Raw genomic sequence first — 21,676 nt, 5'->3', positions numbered from 1 at the left:
TGATGATCGTCCAGATTGCAAGTCATGTGCGCCGGCAAATCCTCGCCCATGCCGATGCCGAACACCCACGTGAAGCCTGCGGCCTGCTGCTCGGCCAGGCAGCCCGCATCACCGAGGCGCGCGCCACCCGCAACGTCGCCGCCGACCCTGAAACCAGCTTCGAAATCGATCCGGCCCAATTGCTCGCCGCCCATCGTGGCGCCCGGGGTGCGGGCCTGCGCGTGCTCGGCCATTATCATTCGCACCCAAATGGCCATGCCGAACCCTCCCGCCGCGATGCGGCGCGCGCGCTCGAGAACGGCCAGATCTGGCTGATCGCCGCGTCGGGCGGCCTCAGCGCCTGGCACGCCGCCGCCGATGGCCCGCTGTACGGCCGCTTCGCCGCGCTCACGCTGGAGTCCTGTTGATGGCGACCGGCACGGTCAAATGGTATGACGCCAAGAAAGGCTTTGGCTTCATCACGCCCGACCATGGACCGCGTGATGTTTTTGTTCATGTCTCCGCGATACAAGGCGCGGGACTTCGAAACCCTTGCCCCCGGCCAACGGCTCGAATTCGAGCTGACGCAGGGGGGCGACGGGCGCCTGCTGGCGCTCGGACTGCGCACAAAGGCAACCCAAGATGACCAAGTCTGACCCCACCCAAAGCGCGCTCGTCGCCCGCTGGCTGTGCCACGATCTTGCCAGCCCGATCGCCACGCTTCTCACCGCAAGCGAACTGCTCGGCGATCAGGGGGATCCCGAGATCAACAGCCTGATCACCCAGGCCATCCGCCGGCTCGCGGCCCGGCTCAAGCTCGTTCGCCTCGCCATGGGCAGCGCCGCCGTCATGTCGGCGCCCCCGCTCGAAAAGCTGTTCGCCGAAGCGCTGCCTGACACCAGCGTCACGCTCGACCTGCCCGCCAACGCGCCGTCGGCCAATGTCATCGCCGCCTCGGTCCTCATTCTTGCCGAGCTCAGCCGCACCACGCCCATCAGCGTCACCGCCAAGGGCGCGCACTGGACCGATGAAACGCCCGCCGCCAAGGCGCTCGCAGCAGCACTTTCGCGCGTCAGCGACGAGCCACGCGGCAGCATGATCGCGCTCGCCGCCGCTCAGGCAAAAGCCAGCGGCTGGACGCTCGCGCCGCATCCCGCCGGCCTGTCCTTCGCTCAGTCCTGATTGTTGTCGCCGGCCGCCCCGCGCGGCACGTTCAATATGCGCACCACCCCGCGCAGCGTGCGCACCTCTCCTTCCGTGAACTGCGGCCGGGTCAGGAGATTGCGCAGCGTCAGCATCGCCGCCTCGCGCCGTCCGGGTCCGTTGCTGTAATAGCGGTTGGCGCCCAGCCGCTCATCGAGATCGACAATCAGCGCTTCCAGCTTCTCCATCGGCGCCGGCCCGGAATAGTTGACGAGCTCATCAGCCGGCATGGTCTCCTGCTGGCGCATCCATTCATAGGCACAGACAACGACCGCCTGCGCCAGGTTGAGCGAGCCGAACGCCGGGTTGGTCGGGATGGAGCAAACCGCATGCGCCACCGCAAGGTCGGCGGTCTCCAGCCCGGTCCGCTCCGGCCCGAAAAGGATGCCGCCGCCCATCCCCTGCGAAAGCCCGAGCGCCCTTAATTCGGCCACTGCGCGCTCGGGCGTCACCACCCGCCGGGTCAGCGGCCGCATCAGCATGGCGGTGGCAAAGACCAGATGCAGCCCAGCGCACGCGCTCGCCACATCGTCGTAAACCCTTGCCGCATCGAGAATCGCCCCCGCCCCGCTCGCCGCAGGCCCGGCATCCGGGTTGGGCCAGCCATCGCGCGGGCGCACGAGCCGCAGATCGGTCAGTCCGAAGTTCATCATCGCCCGCGCCACGGCGCCGATGTTCACGCCAAGCTGGGGACGGACCAGAATGACCGCCGGCGGCGGCCCGTTCACTGCTGGTCAGGCTCCATGGGGGCGTCAGGCTCCACCGAGCGGGCCACCACGGACAGCGAGCCAACGAACGTCTCGAAATCACGCGCCTCGCGAAAGTCACGGTAAACACTGGCAAAGCGGATATAGGCCACCGGATCGAGCGCCTGCAGCCCTTCCATCACCATCTCGCCGAGCACACCCGCATCAATCTCGGCCTCGCCGCTCGATTCGAGCCGCCGCACCACGCCATTGACCATCCGCTCGATCCGCTCTTCGGAAACGGGGCGCTTGCGGCAGGCGATCTCGATCGAACGCGCCAGCTTGTCCCGGTCAAACACCTCGCGCTTGCCGCTCTTCTTGACGATCAGCATCTCGCGCAGCTGGATGCGCTCGAAGGTGGTGAAGCGGCCGCCACAGGCCGGGCATTGCCGCCGACGCCGGATCGCAGCCCCGTCCTCGGTCGGACGGCTGTCCTTCACCTGGCTGTCTTCATTGCCGCAAAAGGGACAGCGCATCAGCTCTTCTTCGTGATGGTGCGAAGATAGCCGATGCCTGCGCCGATCACGCCGCCCAGAACAGGGCCAACAAACGGCAGCGGCGCGCCCAGCACAAGACCGGCGGCCGCACCCACCGCCATGTTGCGACCAAGGCTGGTGCCCACCACATCCTTGCCGGTCTCGACAACGCGCTTGCCGGTTTCGGTCTCGGTCACCTTGCGGGAGAGGTCCTCGACATTCTCGCTGACCCGCTTGCCGATCTCGCTCGATGACAGCCTCTCGCGCGCCTCTTCGGCCAGTTCGCTGGCGCGCGCGGCAACCTTGCGGCCGGTCTCGCTTTCGCGGGCGCGGCTGGCCAGTTCCTCGGCCTTTTCAAACGCCGCCTCGCTCGCTGCGGCCACTTTCTTGCCAGCGTCGGTCTCCAGAAAGGCCCGGCCCTTGGCCACAGCCTCGTCAGCCAGCCGCTGCACGTCACTCGGCGCAGGCGCGGCCTCAGGCTTGGCCTTGGCGCGGCTGCGCGGCTTGGGTGCGGACGCGGTTGCCGCCGCCGTCTTGGCGGCAGGCTTCTTCGGCGCCGCCTTTTTGCCCGCAGCGGCTGCCTTGGGCGCCGCCCGCTTGCGCGGCGCCGGTGCCTTGGCCGGCGTCCCTTCCGGTGTGTCCGCGTCCTCGCTCATGCCGGCCTCCTCAGCTCGAATAGATCGGGAAGCGCGCACAAAGCGCCCGCACCCGCGCGTTCACCGCCTTCTCGACCTCTGTGTTGCCATGCTCGCCATTCGCCGCCAGCCCGTCAAGCACATCGGCAATCATGTCGCCGATCGCGGCGAATTCTGCCGGGCCAAAGCCGCGCGTCGTGCCGGCCGGCGAGCCGACCCGGATGCCGCTGGTCTTGGTCGGCGGCAGCGGATCAAAGGGCACGCCATTCTTGTTGCAGGTGATGCCGGCGCGCTCCAGCGCCTCATCGGCATCCTTGCCGGTCAGCCCCTTGGGCGTCAGGTCGATGAGCGCCAGATGCGTGTCGGTGCCGCCGGCCACCACGGCGCAGCCACGCTCCACCAGCTTTGCCGCCAACGTCTGCGCATTGACGATCACGCGGGCGATATAATCCTTGAATTCCGGCTCCAGCGCCTCGCCGAACGCCACCGCCTTGGCGGCGATCACATGCATCAGCGGCCCGCCCTGCAGCCCCGGAAACACCGCCGAATTCAGCTTCTTGCCCAGCGCCTCGTCGTTCGACAGGATCAGCCCGCCGCGCGGGCCGCGCAGCGTCTTGTGCGTGGTGGTCGTCACGATATGCGCGTGCGGCAGCGGCGAGGGGTGGGCACCGGCCGCCACCAGCCCCGAGATATGCGCCATGTCGACAAGGAAGGTCGCCCCCACCTTGTCGGCAATCGCCCGGAAGCGGGCAAAATCGATCACGCGCGGATAGGCCGAACCGCCCGCAATCAGCAACGTCGGCTTGTGCTCCAGCGCCAGTGCCTCGACCTGATCGAAGTCTATCAGATGATCTTCGCGCCGCACGCCATATTGCACGGCGTTGAACCATTTGCCGCTCATCGCCGGCTTGGCGCCGTGCGTCAGATGCCCGCCCGCGTCCAGAACTCATGCCCAAAATCGTGTCGCCGGGCTTGGTCACCGCCAGCATCACGGCACCGTTCGCCTGCGCGCCCGAATGCGGCTGCACATTGGCATAGGTGCAGCCATAAAGCGCCTTCGCCCGGTCGATGGCCAGCTGCTCCACCGTGTCCGACGGCGCACAGCCCTGATAATAGCGCTTGCCCGGATAACCTTCCGCATATTTGTTGGTGAACACCGAGCCCTGCGCCTCCAGCACCGCCCGCGAGGCGATGTTCTCAGAGGCGATCAGCTCGATCTGGTTCTGCTGCCGATCAAGCTCGGCCGCCACCGCCGCCGCCACGGCCGGGTCGGAGGCCGCCAGCCCGTCTTCAAAAAAGCCGGCCGCGCTATCTAGCATCACAGGGTTGGTGCTCATGTCTTCGCTCCTCAATCGCCTCGGCCAAGGCCCAGTTTCGCCACCCGGCCGGCATGACGCCCGCCTTCGAATTCGGTTTCCAGAAATTCCTTCACACAGTCGCGCGCCGCGTCCACGCCGGTCAGCCGCGCGCCGAGCGCAATGCAGTTGGCGTCATTGTGTTGCCGCGCCAGCCGCGCCATCAGGCCGCTGGTCACCAGCGCGCAGCGCACCTTGGGCTCACGGTTCGCTGCCATCGAAATGCCGATGCCCGATCCGCAGATGGCGATGCCCCGGCTCGCCCGCCCCTCGGCAATGGCGGCCGCAAGCGCCGCGCCATAATCGGGATAATCCACCCGGTCCTCATTCGCCGGGCCGAGATCGAGCACCTCATGGCCAGCGGCGCGCAGCTCATCGACCAGCAGCGCCTTCAGCGCATAGCCGGCATGGTCGGAAGCAAGAGCAATAGCACCCATCCCACGTCCCTAGCCGCTGCCGCGCCGCGCTTCAACCGCGCGCCGCCGCCTACTCGAAGGTCAAATCGCCACTGTCGGGGACCACCAGATAGCGGGCCACATCGTCTTCGCTCACCTCTTCGAGCGTCGCCGGCTGCCACTTCGGGTTGCGATCCTTGTCGATCAGCTGCGCCCTGATGCCCTCGAAAAAGTCATGGCCATGGCGGATGGCGCAGACCATCCGGTATTCGGTAACCAGCGCCTCCTCGATCTCGGCTTCGGCGCCCATGCGCAGCGCCGCCAGCGTCAGCTTGCACGAGGTCGGCGACATCCGCCGGATGGTCGCTGCCTGCTCACGCGCCCACTCGTCCCCATTATCGAGCGAGGCCAATATGTCTTCCACTGTGTCATGCAAAAAATGAAAGTCGATCGCATCGCGCAGCGCCTCCAGCGGCGCCTCGCCCGCCGGCGCATCAAGCGTCGCCAGCACCTCTTCCACCAATTCCTCGGCGCTGGCGAGCAGGTCACACAACACCGGCAACCGCTCGCTCGGCACGAAATGCGTGGCGATGCCCGCATAAATGCAGTCCGCCGCCTTCAGCCGCGCCCCGGTCAGCGCCAACCAAGTCCCGATCTCGCCCGGCAGGCGCGGCAGCGCATGGGTGCCCCCCACATCGGGAATGAGCCCGATGCCGGTCTCGGGCATGGCAAACAGCGTCCGCTCGGTCGCCACCCGGTAGGGACCATGGATGGAAAGCCCCACGCCGCCGCCCATCGTCACCCCGTCGATCAGCGCCACATAGGGCATGTCGAGCCGGGCGATGGCCTGGTTCATCCGGTATTCGTCATGGAAAAAGCCTTCCCACAGCGCCCGGTTCTCGCGCCCCTCGCGGCCCAGCAGCGCCACATCGCCGCCGGCGCAAAACGCCCGCTCGCCCGCACCCTCGATCACCACAAGCGCCACATCCGGGTCAGCCGCCGCCTGAAACAGCGCCCGGTGCACGGCCAGCGCCATCGGCCGGTTGAGCGCATTCAGCGCCTGGGGCCGGTTGAGCGTCAGCCACATTGCCCGCCCGCGCCGCTCGACCAGAAGTTCGTCATCCATCATTTGCGCTCCACAAGATTGGGGTTGGGGCCATCACCCTGCGGCGGCAGCGGCACGGCGCTCGTCGAAAGCCGGGCCAGCAGCTTGCCCGCCTCATCAAACAGGTCGGCTTCCATGAACGCCACCCGCCGGCCCAGCTTGATGCACCGCCCCTCGGCAAACAGCGGCACGCCTGCGGGTGCTGGCGCAAAAAAGCTCGCCTTCAGCTCGATCGTCGGTATCCCGATGCGCTCGCCCGACTTGACGATGGCGGCAAAGGCGGCGGCATCATCGAGCATCGCCACCACAAAGCCGCCCTGCACATGGCCCATCGGATTGCGACATTCGGGCACCGGCATGAACTTCATCCGCACCCGCCCCGCCGCACTGTCGATCTCGACAATCTCCTGCCCAAGCAGCATCGCGGTCGGCGGCACGAAGCGGTTCATCCGCGCCATGAGTTCGGCATCACTGAGCGCCATCACAACACCTCGACATGAGTAAGCCCAAAGCCTTGAAGCGCGCCCGCCAGCCGGTCAACCTCAGCATCTGCGCGGGTGAACACGGCAAAACCGCCGCCCGGCCCGCTTGCATCGCCGCCCAAAAGCGCCTGCACGCGCCGGGCAATGCCCGCCCCGCCATCATCAAACCCCAGATCAGGCCGCGCCGCCCGCAATTCTTCAAGCAACAGCGGAAAATGCGTGCAGGCCAGCACCACCCGGTCCATCGCCGCCCCGCCCGGCTGATCGGTCAACCCCGCCAGCTCGGCCGCCACCGCCTCTACAGTCGGCGGCTGCCCGCGCAGCTTGGCCTCCGCCATCTCCACCAGCGCCGCCGAGCCATGGCGCAACACAAGGCAATCGCTGGCAAACTCCGCCGCCAGCCGGTCGACATAAGCCTGCCGCACCGTGGCGCGCGTGCCGAGCACGCCGATGACGCGCGAGCGGCTGGCCAGCGCTGCCGGCTTGATCGCCGGCACCGTGCCCACCACCGGCACATCGAGCGCAGCGCGCACCGAAGCCAGCGCGATCGTGGACGCCGTGTTGCAGGCGATCACCACCAGCCTTGGCCGATAGCGCTCCACCAGCCGCCCGAGCAGCGCCGGCACCCGCGCCAGCAGATCGCGCTCCTCCTTGGTGCCATAAGGAAAGCCCGCATTGTCCGCTGCATAAACAACCGGCAGCCCCGGCATCAGCGCCCGCACCGGCGCCAGCACCGAAAGCCCGCCCACACCGGAATCGAACATCAGAATCGGAGCCGCCATGCCCCCACCTAGCCCGACATGGCCCTCTCCAGAAAGAGTGCGCAGCCAAATCTTGCCCGTCCGCCCCTGCTCGGCTAGCGACAGCAGCGTGGGGGCCGCACAAACACTCCTGAAAAACCCGCTCGGCGCGGCCCGCTTCGCCCTGCGCGCCGCCGCCATCCTCGTCACCCTCGCCGCCTGCCTGCCCGGCCACTGGTTCAGCCGCGCGCCCTCCCCCTGGCCCCGCCGCTTTCTCGCCGCCGTCAGCCATATCCTCGGCGTCCGCATCACGGTCGAGGGCGAGATGCTGCTCCATGATGTCTTCTTCGTCGCCAATCATGTCGGCTGGATCGACATTCCCATCCTCGCCGGCCGCACCGGCACCGCCTTTGTCTCGCAAGACAAGATCAAGAGCTGGCCGCTGGTCGGCTGGCTCGCCCGGCTCAACAACACCGTCTTCGTCTCGCGCACCGAGCGGCACATGGTCGGCCGCCAGGTCGCCGAACTGCGCGAGGCGCTCGCCGCGCACCAGCCGGTCGCCATCTTCCCCGAAGGCACCACGACCGACGGCCGCGCGCTGCTGCCCTTCAAGCCTTCGCTGTTCGCCGTGCTGATGCCGCCGCCGCGCCGCCTGCTCATCCAGCCGGTCGCCATCTGCTTCGATGCACAGGGCCGTCATCTGGCCTGGATCGGCGAGGAGACCGCGCCCCAAAACGCCTGGCGCATCTTCACCAGCCGCCAGCCCATCGGTTGCCACCTGCGCTTTCTCCCGCCTTTCGATCCCGGTGACCATCCCGATCGCAAGCAGATCGCCCATGAAGCCCGCCGCCGCATCGCCGATGCGCTCCACCAACATTATGGCCATCCGGTCGCGTGACAGCCGCGTCCGCCAACGCTAGGAACCAGCCCATGACCTATCCCGCCACCCGCCTCCGCCGCACCCGCTCCGCCGCCTGGAGCCGCGCCCTCCACCGTGAGACCATCCTCACGCCGGCCGATCTCATCTGGCCGGTGTTCGTCACCAGCGGCACCGGCGTCACCGAGCCGATCAAGACCATGCCCGGCGTCAACCGCCTCTCGGTCGACATGCTGGCCAAGGCTGCAAAGGAGGCGGCCTCCCTCGGCATCCCCTGCATCGCGCTCTTCCCCAACACCCAGCCCGAGCGTCGCTCGGAAGACGGCGCCGAGGCGCTCAACCCCGACAATCTGATGTGCCAGGCGATCCGGGCGCTCAAGGATGCCGCGCCCGAGCTCGGCGTGCTCACCGATGTCGCGCTCGATCCCTACACCACCCATGGCCATGACGGCCTGCTCACGCAAGATGGCCGCATCCTCAACGACGCCACCATCGAGGTGCTGATCGGCCAGTCGCTCAACCAGGCCCGCGCCGGGGCCGACATCATCGCGCCCTCCGACATGATGGACGGCCGCGTCGGCGCCATCCGCGACGGCCTTGAATCGCACGGCTTCGATCTGGTGCAGATCATGGCCTATTCGGCCAAATATGCCTCGGCCTTCTACGGCCCGTTCCGCGATGCCGTCGGCTCCAGCGGCCATCTCAAGGGCGACAAGAAAACCTATCAGATGGACCCCGCCAATGCGCGTGAAGCGCTGCGCGAAGTCGAGCTCGACATTCTCGAAGGCGCCGACAGTGTCATGGTCAAGCCCGGCCTGCCCTATCTCGACATCATCCGCAGCCTGCGGGACAGCTTCGACGTGCCGATCTTCGCCTATCAGGTGAGCGGCGAATATGCGATGATCGAAGCCGCTATTGCCGCTGGTGTGCTCGACCGGGACCGCGCCATCCTTGAAGCCCTCACCGCCTTCAAGCGCGCCGGCTGCGCGGGCGTGCTCACCTATCACGCGCCACACGCCGCCCGGCTGCTCGGCTAGCGGCGCCGCGCCCCGTTGCGGGCATGCGCTGGCGCGTCTAGGCAAAGCACATGCGCGCCGAAGCCATACGCCCCCCAACGCGCTGGTGGCCGCCGGCACGCTGGCCACAACTGCGCTATCCGCGCTCCAGCCGGGCCATCGCCCTGCTGGCGGTGCTGCTCATCCATGGTCTCATCGCCCTGGTCCTTCTCACCATCACGCCGCGCGCCAAGCTCGCCCAAATGGGCCGCAACGCTATGGAAACCTTCAACATCCTCGCCCCCCAGCCGGAAAAATCAGAAACGCCGCCCGCGCCTGCCCAGCCCAGCCCCACGCCCAAGCCCAAGGCCAGCCAGCCCGCCAGCCCGCCCACGCTCGATGCCCCGGCCCCGCCCATCGATCTCGGCGTCATGCAGCTCGATCTCGACATCCGCAAGCTGCCCAACCGCCGCGAGGAAGCCGAAGCCGCCGAGGCTGCGCTGCCTGACAGCCGCATCGTCTCGGCGCCCGCCGTCTATGGCCCTACCTATGGCCCCTCGCAAAACCGTCCCTCCAGCCTCGCCGGCAAGACCCTCTATGCCGCCGAATGGTACCGCGAGCCAACCGATGCCGAGCTGGCCTTCTACCTGCCCAAGACCGGCGTGCCCGCCGGCAGCTGGGCGCTCATCGCCTGCCGCACCGTCATCGGCTTCCGCGTCGAGGATTGTCAGGAGATGGGCGACAGCCGCCCCGGCTCCGGCCTCGCCCGCGCCATCCGCAACGCCGCCTGGCAGTTCCGCGTCCGCCCGCCGCGCGTGGGCGGCGAATACAAGGTCGGCGAATGGGTGCAGATCCGCATCGATTTCACCGCCCCGCCGCCGCGCGAAGCAGTTGAACCCGTCGGCCCCTTCCCCTAACGCATCAATCCCATGAGCAAACGCATCCGCACCGCCATCCTCGGCGCCTCCGGCTATACCGGCGCCGATCTCGTGCGCCTCGCCCTCACCCATCCCCAGATCGAGATCACCGCACTCGCCGCCAATAGCAAGGCCGGCCAGTCAATGGCCGCCATCTGGCCGCATTTCGCGCCCTATCAGCTGCCCGATCTCACAGCGGCCGAAGCCGTCGACTTCGCCGCCATCGATGTCGTCTTCGGCTGCCTGCCGCACGCTGCATCTGCCAGCCTGCTCAGCACCATCCCCGATTGCACGGTGATCGATCTCTCCGCCGATTTCCGGCTCAAATCGGCTGAAACCTATGCGCAGTGGTATGGCAACGCCCATCCCAGCCCGCATCTGCTACCCGCCGCCGTCTACGGCCTCAGCGAATTCGCCCGCGACGATCTTGTCGAGGCCCAGCTCATCGCCTGCCCCGGCTGCTATCCCACCGCCGTGCTGCTGGCGCTGGTGCCGCTGCTCGAAGCCGGGCTGATCACGCCCGCGCGCATCACCATCAACGCGCTCTCCGGCGTCACCGGCGCCGGCCGCGCCGCCAAGGAAGCCAATCTCTTCGCCGAAGTGGCCGAAGCCGTGCATCCCTATGGCCTTGGCCATCACCGCCACATGCCGGAAATCGAGCAGCAGCTCGGCCTCGCTGCCGGCGAAGCCGTCACCATCAGCTTCACCCCCCACCTCATCCCCATCAACCGCGGCGAGCTGGTCACCTGCATCGTCGAGATGGCAGCCGGCGAAACGCCTGCCAGCCTGCGCGCAGCACTTGCCAGCCGCTATGCCGAAGAGCCGTTCGTGCACCTGCTGCCCGAAGGCAAGGCCCCGGCCACCCGCATGGTGCGCGGCTCCAACCATGCCGTCGTCAATGTCTTCCCCGACCGGATTGCCGGCCGCGCCATCGTCGTTGCGGCCATCGACAATCTGGTCAAGGGCTCGTCAGGACAGGCCATCCAGAACATGAACATCGCGCTCGGTCTGCCCGAAACCATGGGCCTGGAAGCCGCCCCCCTGTTCCCCTGATGCCCGTCCATTTCTTCAACGGCATCAGCCCCAGCGTCCATGAAAGCGCCTTCATCGCGCCCGGCGCACAGGTCATCGGCGATGTCACGCTGGGGCCGGACAGCTCGGTCTGGTACAATTGCGTGCTGCGCGGCGATGTCGAGCGCATCATCGTCGGCGCCCGGTCAAACATCCAGGATAGCTCGGTCGTCCATGTCACCCGCAAGCGCCACGGCACCGAAATCCACGACGATGTCCTCGTTGGCCATATGGCGCTCATCCATGGCTGCGTGCTTGAAAGCCACAGCTTCGTCGGCCTCGGCGCCATCGTCATGGACGCCTGCGTGATCGAGACAGACGGCATGCTCGCGGCAGGATCGCTGCTGCCGCCCGGCAAACGCATCGGCCAGGGCGAACTCTGGACCGGCCGCCCCGCTCGCCTCACCCGCCCGCTCAGCGCCGAAGAAATCGCCCGAAACCGCGCCGGTGCCGCCGGCTATGTCGAGCTCGCCAAGGCCCACCGCGCCGCCCTGTCAGGCTGAGCACGCCTCACTCCGGCCAGGCCGCCGCCTGCGCCGCCGCCCAGGCAATCCATGCATCATCCTTGGCTATGGCGCGGTCGGCGGCTTCCGCGGCGGCACTGGCAGTCGCGAAATCCACCCACCCTCGGGCCGCGCAAGCGGCGTCGTCAGCCGCGCTGGCGGCGCCGGAAAGCGCGGCTGCTGCACCGTCGCCGGCATCACCTCCACCGGCGCGAGCCTCGGCCCAGCGCAGCCGCAAAGCATCATAACGCCGAGCCAGCTCAGCATGGTCACGCGCAAGCGCATCATCACTCCCCTTCGAAATCGCGGCCGCCCGCGCCGCCAGCGCCTCCACCAGCGCGCCCTGCGCCGCCGCCGCCGCCCGCGCCGCCTCCTCAAACGCCGCCCGGTCCAGCGCCGCCTGCGCCGCCGCCCCCTCGGCCCGCGCCGCGCGCAGTCGCCCCTCGTGCCAGCGCAGCACAGCCCAGCCGAGCGCCACCAGCGCCAGCCCCGCCCACAGCCAGCCCGGCAGCCGCCGCACCCCCGCCCACAGGCCGATCACCCCTGCCCCCCATGGTCACAGTCGCTGCCGCCCTCCCCGCCCGAGGCCGAAAAATCCGCCCCCATGAACTTCGCCGACACCTGCCGCAGCGCCACATTCATCGCCAGACCCGTGAGCACCAGCCCCAGCAGCGCCAGCACCGCATAGAGAGACACCCCGATGATCCGCAGCCGCGCGGCCGCCAGCGCGTCGGGCCAGGGCGCATTGAGCACATTCCACGCCAGCCACACCGCCACCAGCGTCAGCGCCGCGCCCGAGGCCGCAAACACCAGCGCCAGCACCGTGCGCCGCCAGTTCGGATGCAGGTTGAGCCGGCTTCGCGGCACCATCGGCCCCTCAGGCGACACGGTGCATCAGCCAGCCATGGAGAAAGCTCTCGTTCGCCGCGCGCGCTTCGGCCAGCTCGATATAACGCGCGCCTTGCAGCGCATTGAGCGCGCGGAGCAACACCGTCTCGCCCTCAGCCCCCCTCACCCGCAGCAGCGCCGCCAGCGCCGCCAGCGTCGCTGCGCCCACCCGCCGGTCGGTCACAAGGTCAGGCCAGTCCCGCTGCTGCCGGTTGAGCGCGTTGAGGCTGCGCTGCAGCATCATCACCGCCACGCCCGGCCCCATGTTGACGCCCGTATCAAACAGCTCCTCGGCCACCGGCCAGGACAAGCGCGCCAGCTGGTCCAGCCGTGGCTGCGTCCAGTAAAGTTGCCGGTAGATGGCCACCGCCACCTCGCGCGGCAGCTCGCGCATGGCGCCCGCCCATCCATTCGCCCGGGCGACGGCCTCGGTGATCCCCCAGTTCGTCGCCCCGCCCCGGTCATCGGGATGGTCGACAAAGCCCCCTTCGCGCGCCAGCACCCCGTCCAGCATCGCCGCCAGCCGCTCCCCGTTCGCCACATCCGATCTCCCAGCCCAAGACAGCATTAAATAACCTATTTGGAACTAAATGTCAATAGAAGAAACCGATTCTCTGCGTCGGATGGCCGCTTGCACGTCCGCATCAGCCCCCCTAACCTCGTCCCGGCAAACACAGGACATCGGGCCTTGGAGGGGCCGCACCATCACCACCGCATCCAACAGTTCCAGCCCCCCGCCCAAGGCGACGCCCGCCATGGCCCGCCTCTCGCCGGGCCTGCAACTGCTGCTGCTCGCGCTCGCCGGCCTCGGTCTGATCGCCCTGGTCATGGTCCTGCTCGCCCGCGTCGGCACGGCAGGTGCGGGCGGCAAGGGCGTCGATCCCGAAACCGGCACCATCACCCTCATCCTCGAAACCGAGCCGCCCAATCTCGACACCAGCATCACCGCCGACGAGATCAGCGGCCGCATCCTCGGCCATGTCATGGAGGGGCTGACCCGCCTCGACAGCAAGGGCAATCTCCACCCGGGTGTCGCCGAGCGCTGGGAGGTGACCGAAACCGGCGCCCGCTTCTGGCTGCGCAAGGATGCCCTGTGGAGCGACGGCAAGCCCGTCACCGCCCATGATTTCGTCTTTGCCTGGCGCAACACCGTCGATCCCGCCAGCGGCTCGGAATATGCGAGCATCATGTTCGGCATCAAAAATGCCGAAGCCATCGTCGCCGGCAAGAAGCCGGTCTCCAGCTTTGGCGCCCGTGCCATCTCCGATCATGAACTGGCCGTCGAGTTCGAGCGCCCCATCCCCTATTTCGACAAGCTCTCGTCCTTTGTCGTCCTCTTCCCCATCCGCGAGGATTTCTACAGGGGCCTTGAGGGCCGCTATGCCTCAAGCGCCGAAACCCTGCTCTACAATGGCCCCTTCACCATGACCCGCTGGGTCCACGGCGCCCATATCCGCCTCGAAAGGAACCAGAAATACTGGAACAAGGACAAGATCGCCCTCAACGTCATCGATTTTCCCTATTTCACCACCGACGCCGGCACCATCATCAACCTGTTCCAGGACGGCAAGATCGCCATGGCCGACATTGGCCAGCAGAATATCGAACAGGCCATGCTCAACGGCTGGACCATCAACAGCTATGACGAAGGCGTGCTCTTCTATCTCGAATTCAACCACCGGCCTAAGCGCCTGACCCGCAACCTTAACCTGCGCAAGGCCATCCAATACGCCATCGACACCGAGGAAGAGGTCAACCAGGTCATCAAGATCCCCGGCTATCACGCCGGAAAGTCGCTCTTCCCCCGTTGGATCCCCGGGGTCGAGACCACGCTGCGCAAGGAGTATCCGGTCGATGCCGTCGTCCCCGATCCGGAAAAGGCCCGCCGCTATCTGGCGCTCGCCAAAAAGGAGCTGGGCCTCGAAACGCTGCCGCCCCTGATGCTGCTCACCGGCGATGCGCCGGGGGCCGTGCGCAATGCCGAATATTATCAGGCCACCCTCAAGCAGACGCTTGGCCTCGATGTCCGCATCGACGCACAGATCTTCAAGCAGCGTCTCGCCAAGATGCTCGCCGGCGATTTCGACATGGTCATGGCCGGCTGGTCCGCCGATTATGCCGATGGCCTCGCCTTCGCCGAATTGTTCCAGACCGGTTCCGGCCAGAACCGCGGTGCCTATAGCAACCCCGAGTACGACCGCCTCATCACGCTGGCCCGCACCTCCATCGACCCGCCCACCCGCATCAAGGCCTTCGCTCGTATCCAGCAGATCGTTGTCGAAGACGCCGTGATCATCCCCGAATATGAGCGCGTCAAAAATTATGTCGTCGATCCCGCGATGCAGGGCATGGAGCGCGGCTTCTTCGGCGCCGATCCCAATTTTCTCGGCGTCCGCCTCATCGAGCCGCAAGGCCCGCGCTGACATGTGGCGCTACACCGTCTCCCGCCTCCTTCAGGGCCTCATCACCGTCTGGTTCATCGCCACGGCCACCTTCCTCGCCATGCACGCCGTGCCCGGCAATCCCCTCAGCCGCGACAAGGCGCTCACCCCCGAAATCCAGGCCAATCTCGAAGCCCGCTACGGCCTCGACAAGCCGCTTTCCACCCAATATCTCATCTACATGCGCAATCTGGTGCAGGGCGATCTCGGCATCTCCTACACCCAGCGCAACCGCGAGGTGAACGACATCATCCGCGAGCATTTCCCGGTCTCGGCCGCCCTCGGCATCCTCGCCGTCCTCTTCGCAGCCTTGGGCGGCATCCTCTTCGGGGCCCTCACCGCGCTCACCCGCAACCGCTGGCCCGACACGCTGATCATGCTCGCCGTCATCATCAGCATCTCGGTGCCAAGCTTCGTCGTCGCCGCCTTCAGCCAGCTCAGCCTCGTGCGCGCCAACACGCTCTTCGGCATCTCGCTGCTGCCCATTGCCGGCTGGGGCAGTGCCGCACACATGCTGCTCCCCGCCCTTGTGCTCGGGCTCGGCACCATGGCCTATCTCACCCGGCTGATGCGCAGCGCCATGCTCGAAATCGCCACCACCGACTATATCCGCACCGCGCGTGCCAAGGGTCTGCCCGCTTCGCGCATCTTCCTTGGCCATTCGCTGCGCAACGCCGTGCTTCCGGTCGTCACCGTGCTCGGCCCCGCCATCGCCGGCATCACCACCGGCGGCTTCGTCGTCGAGCTGGTCTTCGCCATCCCCGGCCTCGGGCGCTATTTCGTCCAGGCCGTGCAACAGCTTGATTATACCGTCATCATGGGCACCACCGTCTTCTACGGCGCCTTCCTCGTCCTCATGGTCATCGCCGTCGACCTCATCTACGGCGTCATCGACCCGCGCGTCAGGTTGCGCTGAGCCATGGCCAGCGCCCCCCTGCCCCCTTCCGCCTTCGCCCCCCTCCACAAGGACGCGCGCCCGCCTGCCAAGACGCGCCCCTCCCAATCCTATTGGCAGGATGCCTGGCGCCGGCTCAAGGCCAACCGCCGCGCCATGGCCTCGCTCCTCATCATCGCCGCCCTTGCCGCCTTCACCCTCGTCGGCCCGCTCGTCTGGCGCGTCGATCCCGCCACCCAGGATGTCCAGCAGATCAGCCGCCCGCCCGGTGCTGACCGCAGCGTCACCATCGTCTCCCCCTATGTCCGCTGGGCCGGGCCTGAGCGCGCACCCCCGGCCCTCGCCCTCGCCGAACCTGCCACCACCCAGAGCGTCCGCCTCGCCTGGCCGGCCGTGCCGGGCGCTGCGGCTTACCGGGTCTATCGCAACATCGTCCCTGTCCGCCCCGGCGGCCCGCGCGGCGTCCCGCTCGGCACCACCGAGGGCACCGGCGTCACCCATTATGAAGACCGGATGGACCTCAAGGCCCGCACCACCTTCTACACCGTGGTGCCGCTCGGCCGCACCGGCGCCGACCTGCCCGGCCAGCAGACCATCGAAGTCACCCCCACCAGCGCCATCACCCGCGACGAGGCCCTGCAGCGCGGCATGATCGATGCCGACACGAAGCTCGGCGTCGGGGACAGCATCGCCTACAGCCTGCATCCGCTCGGGACCGATTATCTCGGCCGCGACATGCTCGCCCGGCTGATGCAGGGCGCCCGCGTCTCGCTGTTCATCGGCGTCGTCGCGCCCCTGCTCTATGTCCTCATCGGCGTCCTCGTCGGCGCGGTGGCCGGCTTTCTCGGCGGCCGCACTGACGCCCTGCTCATGCGCTTTGCCGATTTCGTCATCGCGCTGCCGTTCCTGCTGTTCATGATCCTGTTCAAGATCGCCTTTGGCATCGGTCCCGGCGAAAGCGGCATCCTGCCGATGATCGTCGCCCTCGTCATCCTGTCATGGCCCGGCACCGCGCGTCTCGTGCGCGGCCAGGTCCTGCAGGTCCGCGAAGAGGCCTATGTCAGCGCCGCCCGCCTGCTCGGCGCGCCGACCTTCTATCTGGTGCTCCGCCACATGATCCCCAACACCATGGGCGTCATCCTCGTCACCCTCACCTTCGCCTTCCCCAGCGCCATCTTCACCGAGGCGTTCCTCTCCTTCATCGGCATGGGCGTCGCCCCGCCCACCGCATCCTGGGGCAGCATGAGCAACGACGGCATCAAAACCATGCTCAGCACGCCGCATGAGCTCGCCCTGCCGGCCCTGTTCATCAGCGTCACCGTGCTCGCCTTCAACCTTCTCGGCGACGGCCTGCGCGACGCGCTCGACGCCCGCATGAGGTCCCGCGAATGACCTCGCCGCTCCTTGAGGTCGAAAATCTCCACGTCGAGTTCGCCAGCTACGGCGGCACCGTTAAGGCCGTGCGCGGCGTTTCCTTCCATGTCGAAGCGGGCGAAACGCTGGCCATCGTCGGCGAATCGGGGTGCGGAAAGTCCGTCACCGTGCAGGCGCTGATGGGCCTTGTCCCGATGCCGCCCGGCCGCATCACCGCCGGAAGCGCATGCCTCGATGGCCACAACATCCTCGGCACCACCCGCATCGAGGGGGCAGATTTTCGCGGCAGCCGGATCGGCATGATCTTTCAGGACCCCATGACCTCGCTCAACCCGACCATGACCATCGGCCGCCAGATCGCCGAAACGCTCGAAGTCCATCGCGGCTGGAGCCGTGCCGCCGCCTTTGCCCGCGCCATCGAACTGCTCGAAATGGTCCGCATCCCCGAAGCCGCCAGCCGCGCCCGCCAATATCCCTTCGAATTCTCCGGCGGCATGCTCCAGCGCGCCATGATCGCCATGGCGCTCGCCTGCGAGCCCGCCATCCTCATTGCCGACGAACCAACCACCGCGCTCGATGTCACCATCCAGGCCCAGATTCTCGATCTGCTCGCCGCCCTGCAAAAAGAGCATGGCATGGCCATCATCCTCATCACCCATGATCTCGCCGTCGTCGCCCGCATGGCAGACCGGGTGGCGGTCATGTATGCCGGCCAGATCGTCGAACAGGGCCATGTCGATGATATCTTCGCCCGGCCGGCCCATCCCTATACGCTGGGCCTGCGCGCGGCCATGCCCACCGCCGCCAGCGGCGCCGAACACCGGCTCCGCCCCATCGAGGGCAGCCCGCCCGATCTCTTCGCCCCGCCGCCCGGCTGCGCCTATGCCGCTCGTTGCCCCCATGCCATGCAGGTCTGCGCCAGCGAGCCGCCACCCGCCTTTGAGGCCGGCCCCGGCCACTTCGGCCGCTGCTGGCTCCACCATGAGCGCGCCCCTAAAGGCAAACTCACGCCCGAAAGCCTGTCATGAGCGCGCGTCCCGTCCTCCTCAAGGCCGACCGGCTGACCAAATTCTTCCCGCTCCCCCGCGGCCGCAGGATCCACGCGCTCGATGACGTCAGCCTGACCATCCATGAACGCGAGATCGTCGGCCTTGTCGGCGAATCCGGCTCCGGCAAGTCGACGCTCGGCAAGACCATCGTCGGCCTCCACGACAAGACCAGCGGCAGCGTCGATTATCGCGGCGAGCGCCTGCCGAAGGCCTATCGCCCGGCCGATTTCCGCCGCCACGCCAAGACCATGCAGATGATCTTCCAGGATCCCTATTCCTCGCTCAACCCGCGCATGACCGTCGGCGAGATCATCGGCGAAGGCCTGGCCGTCGGCACCAGCCTCAGCCGCACCGAGATCGAGGCCCGCGTTGCCGACTGGCTCGGCCGCGTCGGCCTCGAACCCGGCCATATGTCCCGCTATCCCCACGAATTCTCCGGCGGCCAGCGCCAGCGCATCGGCATCGCCCGCGCCCTCATCCAGGGGCCGGAATTCGTCGTCTGCGACGAGCCCATTTCCGCCCTCGATGTCTCGGTCCAGGCGCAGGTCGTCAATCTGCTGCAAGAGCTGCAAGACGCCATGGGGCTGACGCTGCTGTTCATCGCGCACGACCTGTCGATGGTCCGCTACGTCTCCGATCGCATGGCCGTCATGTATCTCGGCGGCCTCGTCGAAATCGGCCCCGCCACCGAGGTCTTCTTCCACCCCCAACACCCCTACACACAGGCGCTCATCGCCTCCAACCCCGAGCCGGACCCCGAACGCGAGCGCCGGCGCGGCCCCACCGCGATCAGCGGCGAAATCCCCTCGCCCATCGATATCCCCCCCGGCTGCCGCTTTGCCGGCCGCTGCCCGCATGTCATGCCCCGCTGCCGCAGCGAAACGCCCGCCCTGCGCCCGCTCAGCGGCCAGCCCGCGCGTCTGGTGGCCTGCCATCTTCACCCCTGAGCACCGCCAGTTCCAGCCCAGACACGATATCCGCCAGCCGCGCCCAGCGGTCATCAGCCGCCATAACCGCCGCCCGCACCCGTGCTTCGGCCACCGTATATCCCAGCACCAGCGCCCCGTAGCGGTCGAAGAAGGCAATCAGCGCCTCAGGGCTTGAAACCAGCGCCTCGCGCCCCAGCGCCTGCGCCGCAGCATTGCGCGTCAGCCGCCCGGCACGATAGTCCTTGAGGATCGGCACCACCGCACTCGAAAACTGCCCGGCCAGCCGATGCACGGCCTCATAGCGCGCCGCCTCGTCGGGCGCGAACCCCACCATGGGAAACAGTTCGTCACGCATGAACGCCTCGCGTTCGGCGGCTGGAAACACCAGCGACACGCCAAAATTCGCTGCCCCCTCGCGCAGCGCCGACTGCGGCGAGCGCAGCAACACCAATGTCTCCTCCACCGGCAGCCCGTCCGCCCGCGCGTCCATCAGCAAAAACTGCGCATGATGCCCCGGATAAGCCTCATGACAGGCCATATCGAGCGCCGATGCCGGGTCCATCGTCGCGCCCGGATAAACCTGCAAGCGGCTGCGATGGCCGCCCAGATAATGATGCCACGCCGCCGGAATCCGGTTATCCCATTCCACCTCCAGCGCCTCATCAGCCGGCAAATTCCACACCGCCAAAGTGCGCGCCCGGCATTCGGCCAGCGCCCGCATGAACACCGCCTTGCCTGTCTCCCGCGGTATCACATAGCGTGCCCGGAACGCCGTCAGCCGGTCGATCAACTCTCCGTCCCCCGGCAACAGCGCCTCCAGCTCCGCACGCGCCGCTGCCATCGCCGCCCTGTCGACCGGCAGCGGCGTCACCCCGAAAATCGCGCGCCCCTGCGCATCCAGATCAAGGCTGCGCGGCACCTCGATCACCCCGAGCAACGCCTGCAGATGCTCGACCCGCGCCAGCAGCCGGGCGCGACGCGCCATCGATGCCCGGGCCTCATCCGCACGCAGCGCATCGGCCAGCGCCGCCAGTTCTACCTGCAACACATCCGGAGGCAGCGGCGCTGACGGCATCAGTTCCGCCGGGCCGAAATAATCGTCGACATCATCAGGGCTGATCGTGCGCAAAGACAGCGCCAGCGTCACATAGCGCCGCGCCTGCGCCTCCAGTCGTTCCGCCGGGTCAGGCCGGCCAGACAGCCCAAACCCAATGCCCGCAACAAGAACAGCGACACCGGCCAGCACCAACCACCAGCGCGCCCGGCGCGTCATCGCTCAGCCACTATTCGGTGCGCAACGCATCAATCGGGTCAAGCTGGGCCGCACGCCGCGCCGGATAGCTGCCAAACACCAGCCCCACGGCCGCCGAAATACCGATCGCGACCGCCATGGCCGCCAGTGAGACCTGCGCCGGCCAGCCCAGCGACCAGCCAATCGCCCATGACGCCACCAGCCCCAGTCCCAGCCCGATCAGCCCGCCGATGATGCTCAGCGTCATCGCCTCGATCAGAAACTGCATGGCAATGTCCGAAGAGCGTGCGCCCGTCGCCACCCGCAGCCCCACTTCGCGCGTCCGCTCGGTCACCGACACCAGCATGATGTTCATGATGCCGATGCCGCCCACCACCAGAGAGACGCCGGCGATGCTCGCCAGAAGCGCCGTCATGGTGTCGCTGGCCCGGTCCAGCGTGTCCGCCATTTCCTCCAGCGTAACCTCATCGAGCTTGGGCAGATTGGCCAGCGCAAAGGCCGCCGCCGGCGTGTAAAGCCCCTTGGTCAGCGCACGCGCCGCCTGGGTTTCCACGGTGAAGTCATCGGGCGTGCCGCCGCCGCCAGCCTGCGCCGCAATATACCCCCGGCTGGCGTCGGGCGTGGTCGCGCGGCCGTGCCGCTCGCGCAGCAGCTTCTTCACCTCGTCCGCCACCTTCGAGGCCTCGCCCGCCTTTTCCGCCGCCACCACAATCGTGTCGAGATGCGTGCCCCCGCGCATCGCCTGTAGGCTCTGCCAAGGCACGAACAACACCTCGGAGTGATCTTCCGAAACGCCGTCGGTCACACCCACCACGGTGAAATCGACCCCGCGCAGCGTCACCGTCTTCCCGAGCGCCTCGTCCGTGCTTCCGAACAACTGCGCCGCCAGCGTCTTGCCAACCACCGCTTCGCGGCTGCCATCGGCCAGCATCCGACCTGGATCGATCACCCAGCCATAGCCCTTATCATAGCCCGGCTCCACGCCCTGCACCCGGGCGAAGCTGCGCACCCGCCCCGCGGTCAGATTGTCCCGCAGGTCGATCCCCCGGCTCACCGTATCAACCCCTTCGATGGCCTTGATCGCCTCGGCGTCCTCCGGCGTCAGCGTCTTCGCTGCCCCGAGCCCGGCCGTGATCCCGATGCTGTCCCCGCCGCGCGTGTAATTGCCGGCGCGCACAAAGATCAGCCGCGTGCCGGCCGAGCTGACTTCGCCCTCCACCGCCGCGCGCGCACCCGTTCCCAGCGCCACCATGGTCAACACAGCCGCCACACCAATGATGATGCCGAGCATGGTCAACAGCGTGCGCAGCCGATTGCGCCCGAGCGAGCGCAGCGCAAGCCGAATATTGACCGGGAACAATGCCAGCAT

Annotated in this window: 24 protein-coding genes and 2 pseudogenes; 13 read left to right on the top strand and 13 right to left on the bottom strand. The window is 67.6% G+C overall.

Annotated elements, in window-relative coordinates; genetic code table 11:
* Positions 1-2 precede the first annotated feature (2 nt).
* The 3 genes and pseudogenes from ACMVO5_RS01930 to ACMVO5_RS01920 all read left to right on the top strand — a co-directional run bounded on the left by ACMVO5_RS01930 (position 3) and on the right by ACMVO5_RS01920 (position 1,161).
* A complete protein-coding gene (locus ACMVO5_RS01930; RefSeq protein WP_416908403.1) occupies positions 3-407 on the top strand; it encodes a Mov34/MPN/PAD-1 family protein in 405 nt (134 codons plus the stop codon).
* Positions 407-635: pseudogene (locus ACMVO5_RS01925) on the top strand (cold-shock protein). The gene ACMVO5_RS01930 and the pseudogene ACMVO5_RS01925 overlap by 1 nt, the downstream one beginning before the upstream one ends.
* Positions 622-1,161 (top strand): hypothetical protein, encoded by a 540-nt coding sequence (locus ACMVO5_RS01920; protein WP_416908402.1) that lies wholly within the window; start codon positions 622-624, stop codon positions 1,159-1,161. Before ACMVO5_RS01925 ends, ACMVO5_RS01920 begins: the two are co-directional and overlap by 14 nt.
* On the opposite strand, the gene ACMVO5_RS01915 is transcribed toward ACMVO5_RS01920, so the two are convergent.
* The 8 genes and pseudogenes from ACMVO5_RS01915 to murI form a co-directional block, all read right to left on the bottom strand.
* On the bottom strand, positions 1,152-1,910 hold the full coding sequence (locus ACMVO5_RS01915; protein WP_416908401.1) for an RNA methyltransferase: 759 nt from the start codon (positions 1,908-1,910) through the stop codon (positions 1,152-1,154). The genes ACMVO5_RS01920 and ACMVO5_RS01915 overlap by 10 nt on opposite strands.
* A complete protein-coding gene (nrdR, locus tag ACMVO5_RS01910; protein WP_416908400.1) occupies positions 1,907-2,404 on the bottom strand; it encodes a transcriptional regulator NrdR in 498 nt (165 codons plus the stop codon). Before nrdR ends, ACMVO5_RS01915 begins: the two co-directional genes overlap by 4 nt.
* Positions 2,404-3,060: a hypothetical protein gene (locus ACMVO5_RS01905; RefSeq protein ID WP_416908399.1), complete on the bottom strand. Its 657-nt coding sequence runs from the start codon at positions 3,058-3,060 to the stop codon at positions 2,404-2,406. Before ACMVO5_RS01905 ends, nrdR begins: the two co-directional genes overlap by 1 nt.
* Positions 3,061-3,070: 10 nt before the next feature.
* Positions 3,071-4,376: pseudogene (gene glyA, locus ACMVO5_RS01900) on the bottom strand (serine hydroxymethyltransferase).
* Positions 4,377-4,387: 11 nt separating this feature from the next.
* Positions 4,388-4,831 carry a ribose 5-phosphate isomerase B gene (gene rpiB, locus ACMVO5_RS01895; protein WP_416908398.1) on the bottom strand — a complete coding sequence of 148 codons (444 nt, stop codon included), beginning with the start codon at positions 4,829-4,831 and terminating at the stop codon, positions 4,388-4,390.
* 49 nt (positions 4,832-4,880) lie between these two features.
* Positions 4,881-5,918, bottom strand: coding sequence for an enoyl-CoA hydratase/isomerase family protein (locus ACMVO5_RS01890; protein WP_416908397.1), 1,038 nt, complete (start codon positions 5,916-5,918; stop codon positions 4,881-4,883).
* Complete coding sequence (locus ACMVO5_RS01885) at positions 5,915-6,376, bottom strand: PaaI family thioesterase (RefSeq protein WP_416908396.1); 462 nt, start codon at positions 6,374-6,376, stop codon at positions 5,915-5,917. Before ACMVO5_RS01885 ends, ACMVO5_RS01890 begins: the two co-directional genes overlap by 4 nt.
* Positions 6,376-7,158: a glutamate racemase gene (murI, locus tag ACMVO5_RS01880; RefSeq protein ID WP_416908395.1), complete on the bottom strand. Its 783-nt coding sequence runs from the start codon at positions 7,156-7,158 to the stop codon at positions 6,376-6,378. Before murI ends, ACMVO5_RS01885 begins: the two co-directional genes overlap by 1 nt.
* 88 nt (positions 7,159-7,246) lie before the next feature.
* Between murI and ACMVO5_RS01875 the strand changes: the two genes are divergently transcribed.
* Genes ACMVO5_RS01875 through ACMVO5_RS01855 form a run of 5 tightly spaced genes read left to right on the top strand, consistent with a single transcriptional unit; the run spans position 7,247 to position 11,479 of the window.
* Entirely contained in the window at positions 7,247-8,014 is a 768-nt protein-coding gene (locus ACMVO5_RS01875) for a lysophospholipid acyltransferase family protein (RefSeq protein ID WP_416908394.1), read from the top strand.
* A 32-nt stretch (positions 8,015-8,046) separates the two neighbouring features.
* Positions 8,047-9,030 (top strand): porphobilinogen synthase, encoded by a 984-nt coding sequence (gene hemB / locus ACMVO5_RS01870; RefSeq protein WP_416908393.1) that lies wholly within the window; start codon positions 8,047-8,049, stop codon positions 9,028-9,030.
* 50 nt (positions 9,031-9,080) lie between these two features.
* Positions 9,081-9,905, top strand: a complete 825-nt coding sequence (locus ACMVO5_RS01865) for a hypothetical protein (protein ID WP_416908392.1) — start codon at positions 9,081-9,083, stop codon at positions 9,903-9,905.
* A 12-nt stretch (positions 9,906-9,917) separates the two neighbouring features.
* Positions 9,918-10,958, top strand: a complete 1,041-nt coding sequence (gene argC / locus ACMVO5_RS01860; RefSeq protein WP_416908391.1) for an N-acetyl-gamma-glutamyl-phosphate reductase — start codon at positions 9,918-9,920, stop codon at positions 10,956-10,958.
* Positions 10,958-11,479 carry a gamma carbonic anhydrase family protein gene (locus tag ACMVO5_RS01855; RefSeq protein WP_416908390.1) on the top strand — a complete coding sequence of 174 codons (522 nt, stop codon included), beginning with the start codon at positions 10,958-10,960 and terminating at the stop codon, positions 11,477-11,479. Before argC ends, ACMVO5_RS01855 begins: the two co-directional genes overlap by 1 nt.
* 7 nt (positions 11,480-11,486) lie before the next feature.
* On the opposite strand, the gene ACMVO5_RS01850 is transcribed toward ACMVO5_RS01855, so the two are convergent.
* The 3 genes from ACMVO5_RS01850 to ACMVO5_RS01840 are packed head-to-tail and all read right to left on the bottom strand — an operon-like array spanning position 11,487 to position 12,881.
* On the bottom strand, positions 11,487-12,020 hold the full coding sequence (locus tag ACMVO5_RS01850; protein ID WP_416908389.1) for a hypothetical protein: 534 nt from the start codon (positions 12,018-12,020) through the stop codon (positions 11,487-11,489).
* The gene (locus ACMVO5_RS01845; protein WP_416908388.1) at positions 12,017-12,367 is read right to left on the bottom strand and encodes a hypothetical protein; all 351 of its coding nucleotides are present in this window, start codon (positions 12,365-12,367) and stop codon (positions 12,017-12,019) included. Before ACMVO5_RS01845 ends, ACMVO5_RS01850 begins: the two co-directional genes overlap by 4 nt.
* On the bottom strand, positions 12,357-12,881 hold the full coding sequence (locus ACMVO5_RS01840) for a glycoside hydrolase family 108 protein (RefSeq protein WP_416909275.1): 525 nt from the start codon (positions 12,879-12,881) through the stop codon (positions 12,357-12,359). The genes ACMVO5_RS01845 and ACMVO5_RS01840 overlap by 11 nt, the downstream gene beginning before the upstream one ends.
* A gap of 241 nt (positions 12,882-13,122) precedes the next feature.
* Between ACMVO5_RS01840 and ACMVO5_RS01835 the strand changes: the two genes are divergently transcribed.
* The 5 genes from ACMVO5_RS01835 to ACMVO5_RS01815 are packed head-to-tail and all read left to right on the top strand — an operon-like array spanning position 13,123 to position 19,073.
* Positions 13,123-14,790, top strand: a complete 1,668-nt coding sequence (locus tag ACMVO5_RS01835; protein ID WP_416908387.1) for a peptide ABC transporter substrate-binding protein — start codon at positions 13,123-13,125, stop codon at positions 14,788-14,790.
* A 1-nt stretch (position 14,791) separates the two neighbouring features.
* Entirely contained in the window at positions 14,792-15,724 is a 933-nt protein-coding gene (locus ACMVO5_RS01830) for an ABC transporter permease (protein ID WP_416908386.1), read from the top strand.
* Positions 15,725-15,727: 3 nt separating this feature from the next.
* Positions 15,728-17,095: an ABC transporter permease subunit gene (locus tag ACMVO5_RS01825; RefSeq protein WP_416908385.1), complete on the top strand. Its 1,368-nt coding sequence runs from the start codon at positions 15,728-15,730 to the stop codon at positions 17,093-17,095.
* A complete protein-coding gene (locus ACMVO5_RS01820) occupies positions 17,092-18,105 on the top strand; it encodes an ABC transporter ATP-binding protein (RefSeq protein WP_416908384.1) in 1,014 nt (337 codons plus the stop codon). Before ACMVO5_RS01825 ends, ACMVO5_RS01820 begins: the two co-directional genes overlap by 4 nt.
* Positions 18,102-19,073, top strand: coding sequence for an ABC transporter ATP-binding protein (locus ACMVO5_RS01815; RefSeq protein ID WP_416908383.1), 972 nt, complete (start codon positions 18,102-18,104; stop codon positions 19,071-19,073). The genes ACMVO5_RS01820 and ACMVO5_RS01815 overlap by 4 nt, the downstream gene beginning before the upstream one ends.
* Here the strand turns inward: ACMVO5_RS01815 and ACMVO5_RS01810 are convergent.
* A complete protein-coding gene (locus ACMVO5_RS01810; RefSeq protein WP_416908382.1) occupies positions 19,027-20,328 on the bottom strand; it encodes a hypothetical protein in 1,302 nt (433 codons plus the stop codon). The genes ACMVO5_RS01815 and ACMVO5_RS01810 overlap by 47 nt on opposite strands.
* 10 nt (positions 20,329-20,338) lie before the next feature.
* Positions 20,339-21,676: an ABC transporter permease gene (locus ACMVO5_RS01805; RefSeq protein WP_416908381.1), complete on the bottom strand. Its 1,338-nt coding sequence runs from the start codon at positions 21,674-21,676 to the stop codon at positions 20,339-20,341.

This window comes from Polymorphobacter sp. (assembly GCF_048007885.1).
Lineage (GTDB): Bacteria > Pseudomonadota > Alphaproteobacteria > Sphingomonadales > Sphingomonadaceae > Sandarakinorhabdus.
Note: the sequence above shows the minus strand (reverse complement) of the source record. Positions and strands in the feature narration are given on the sequence as shown.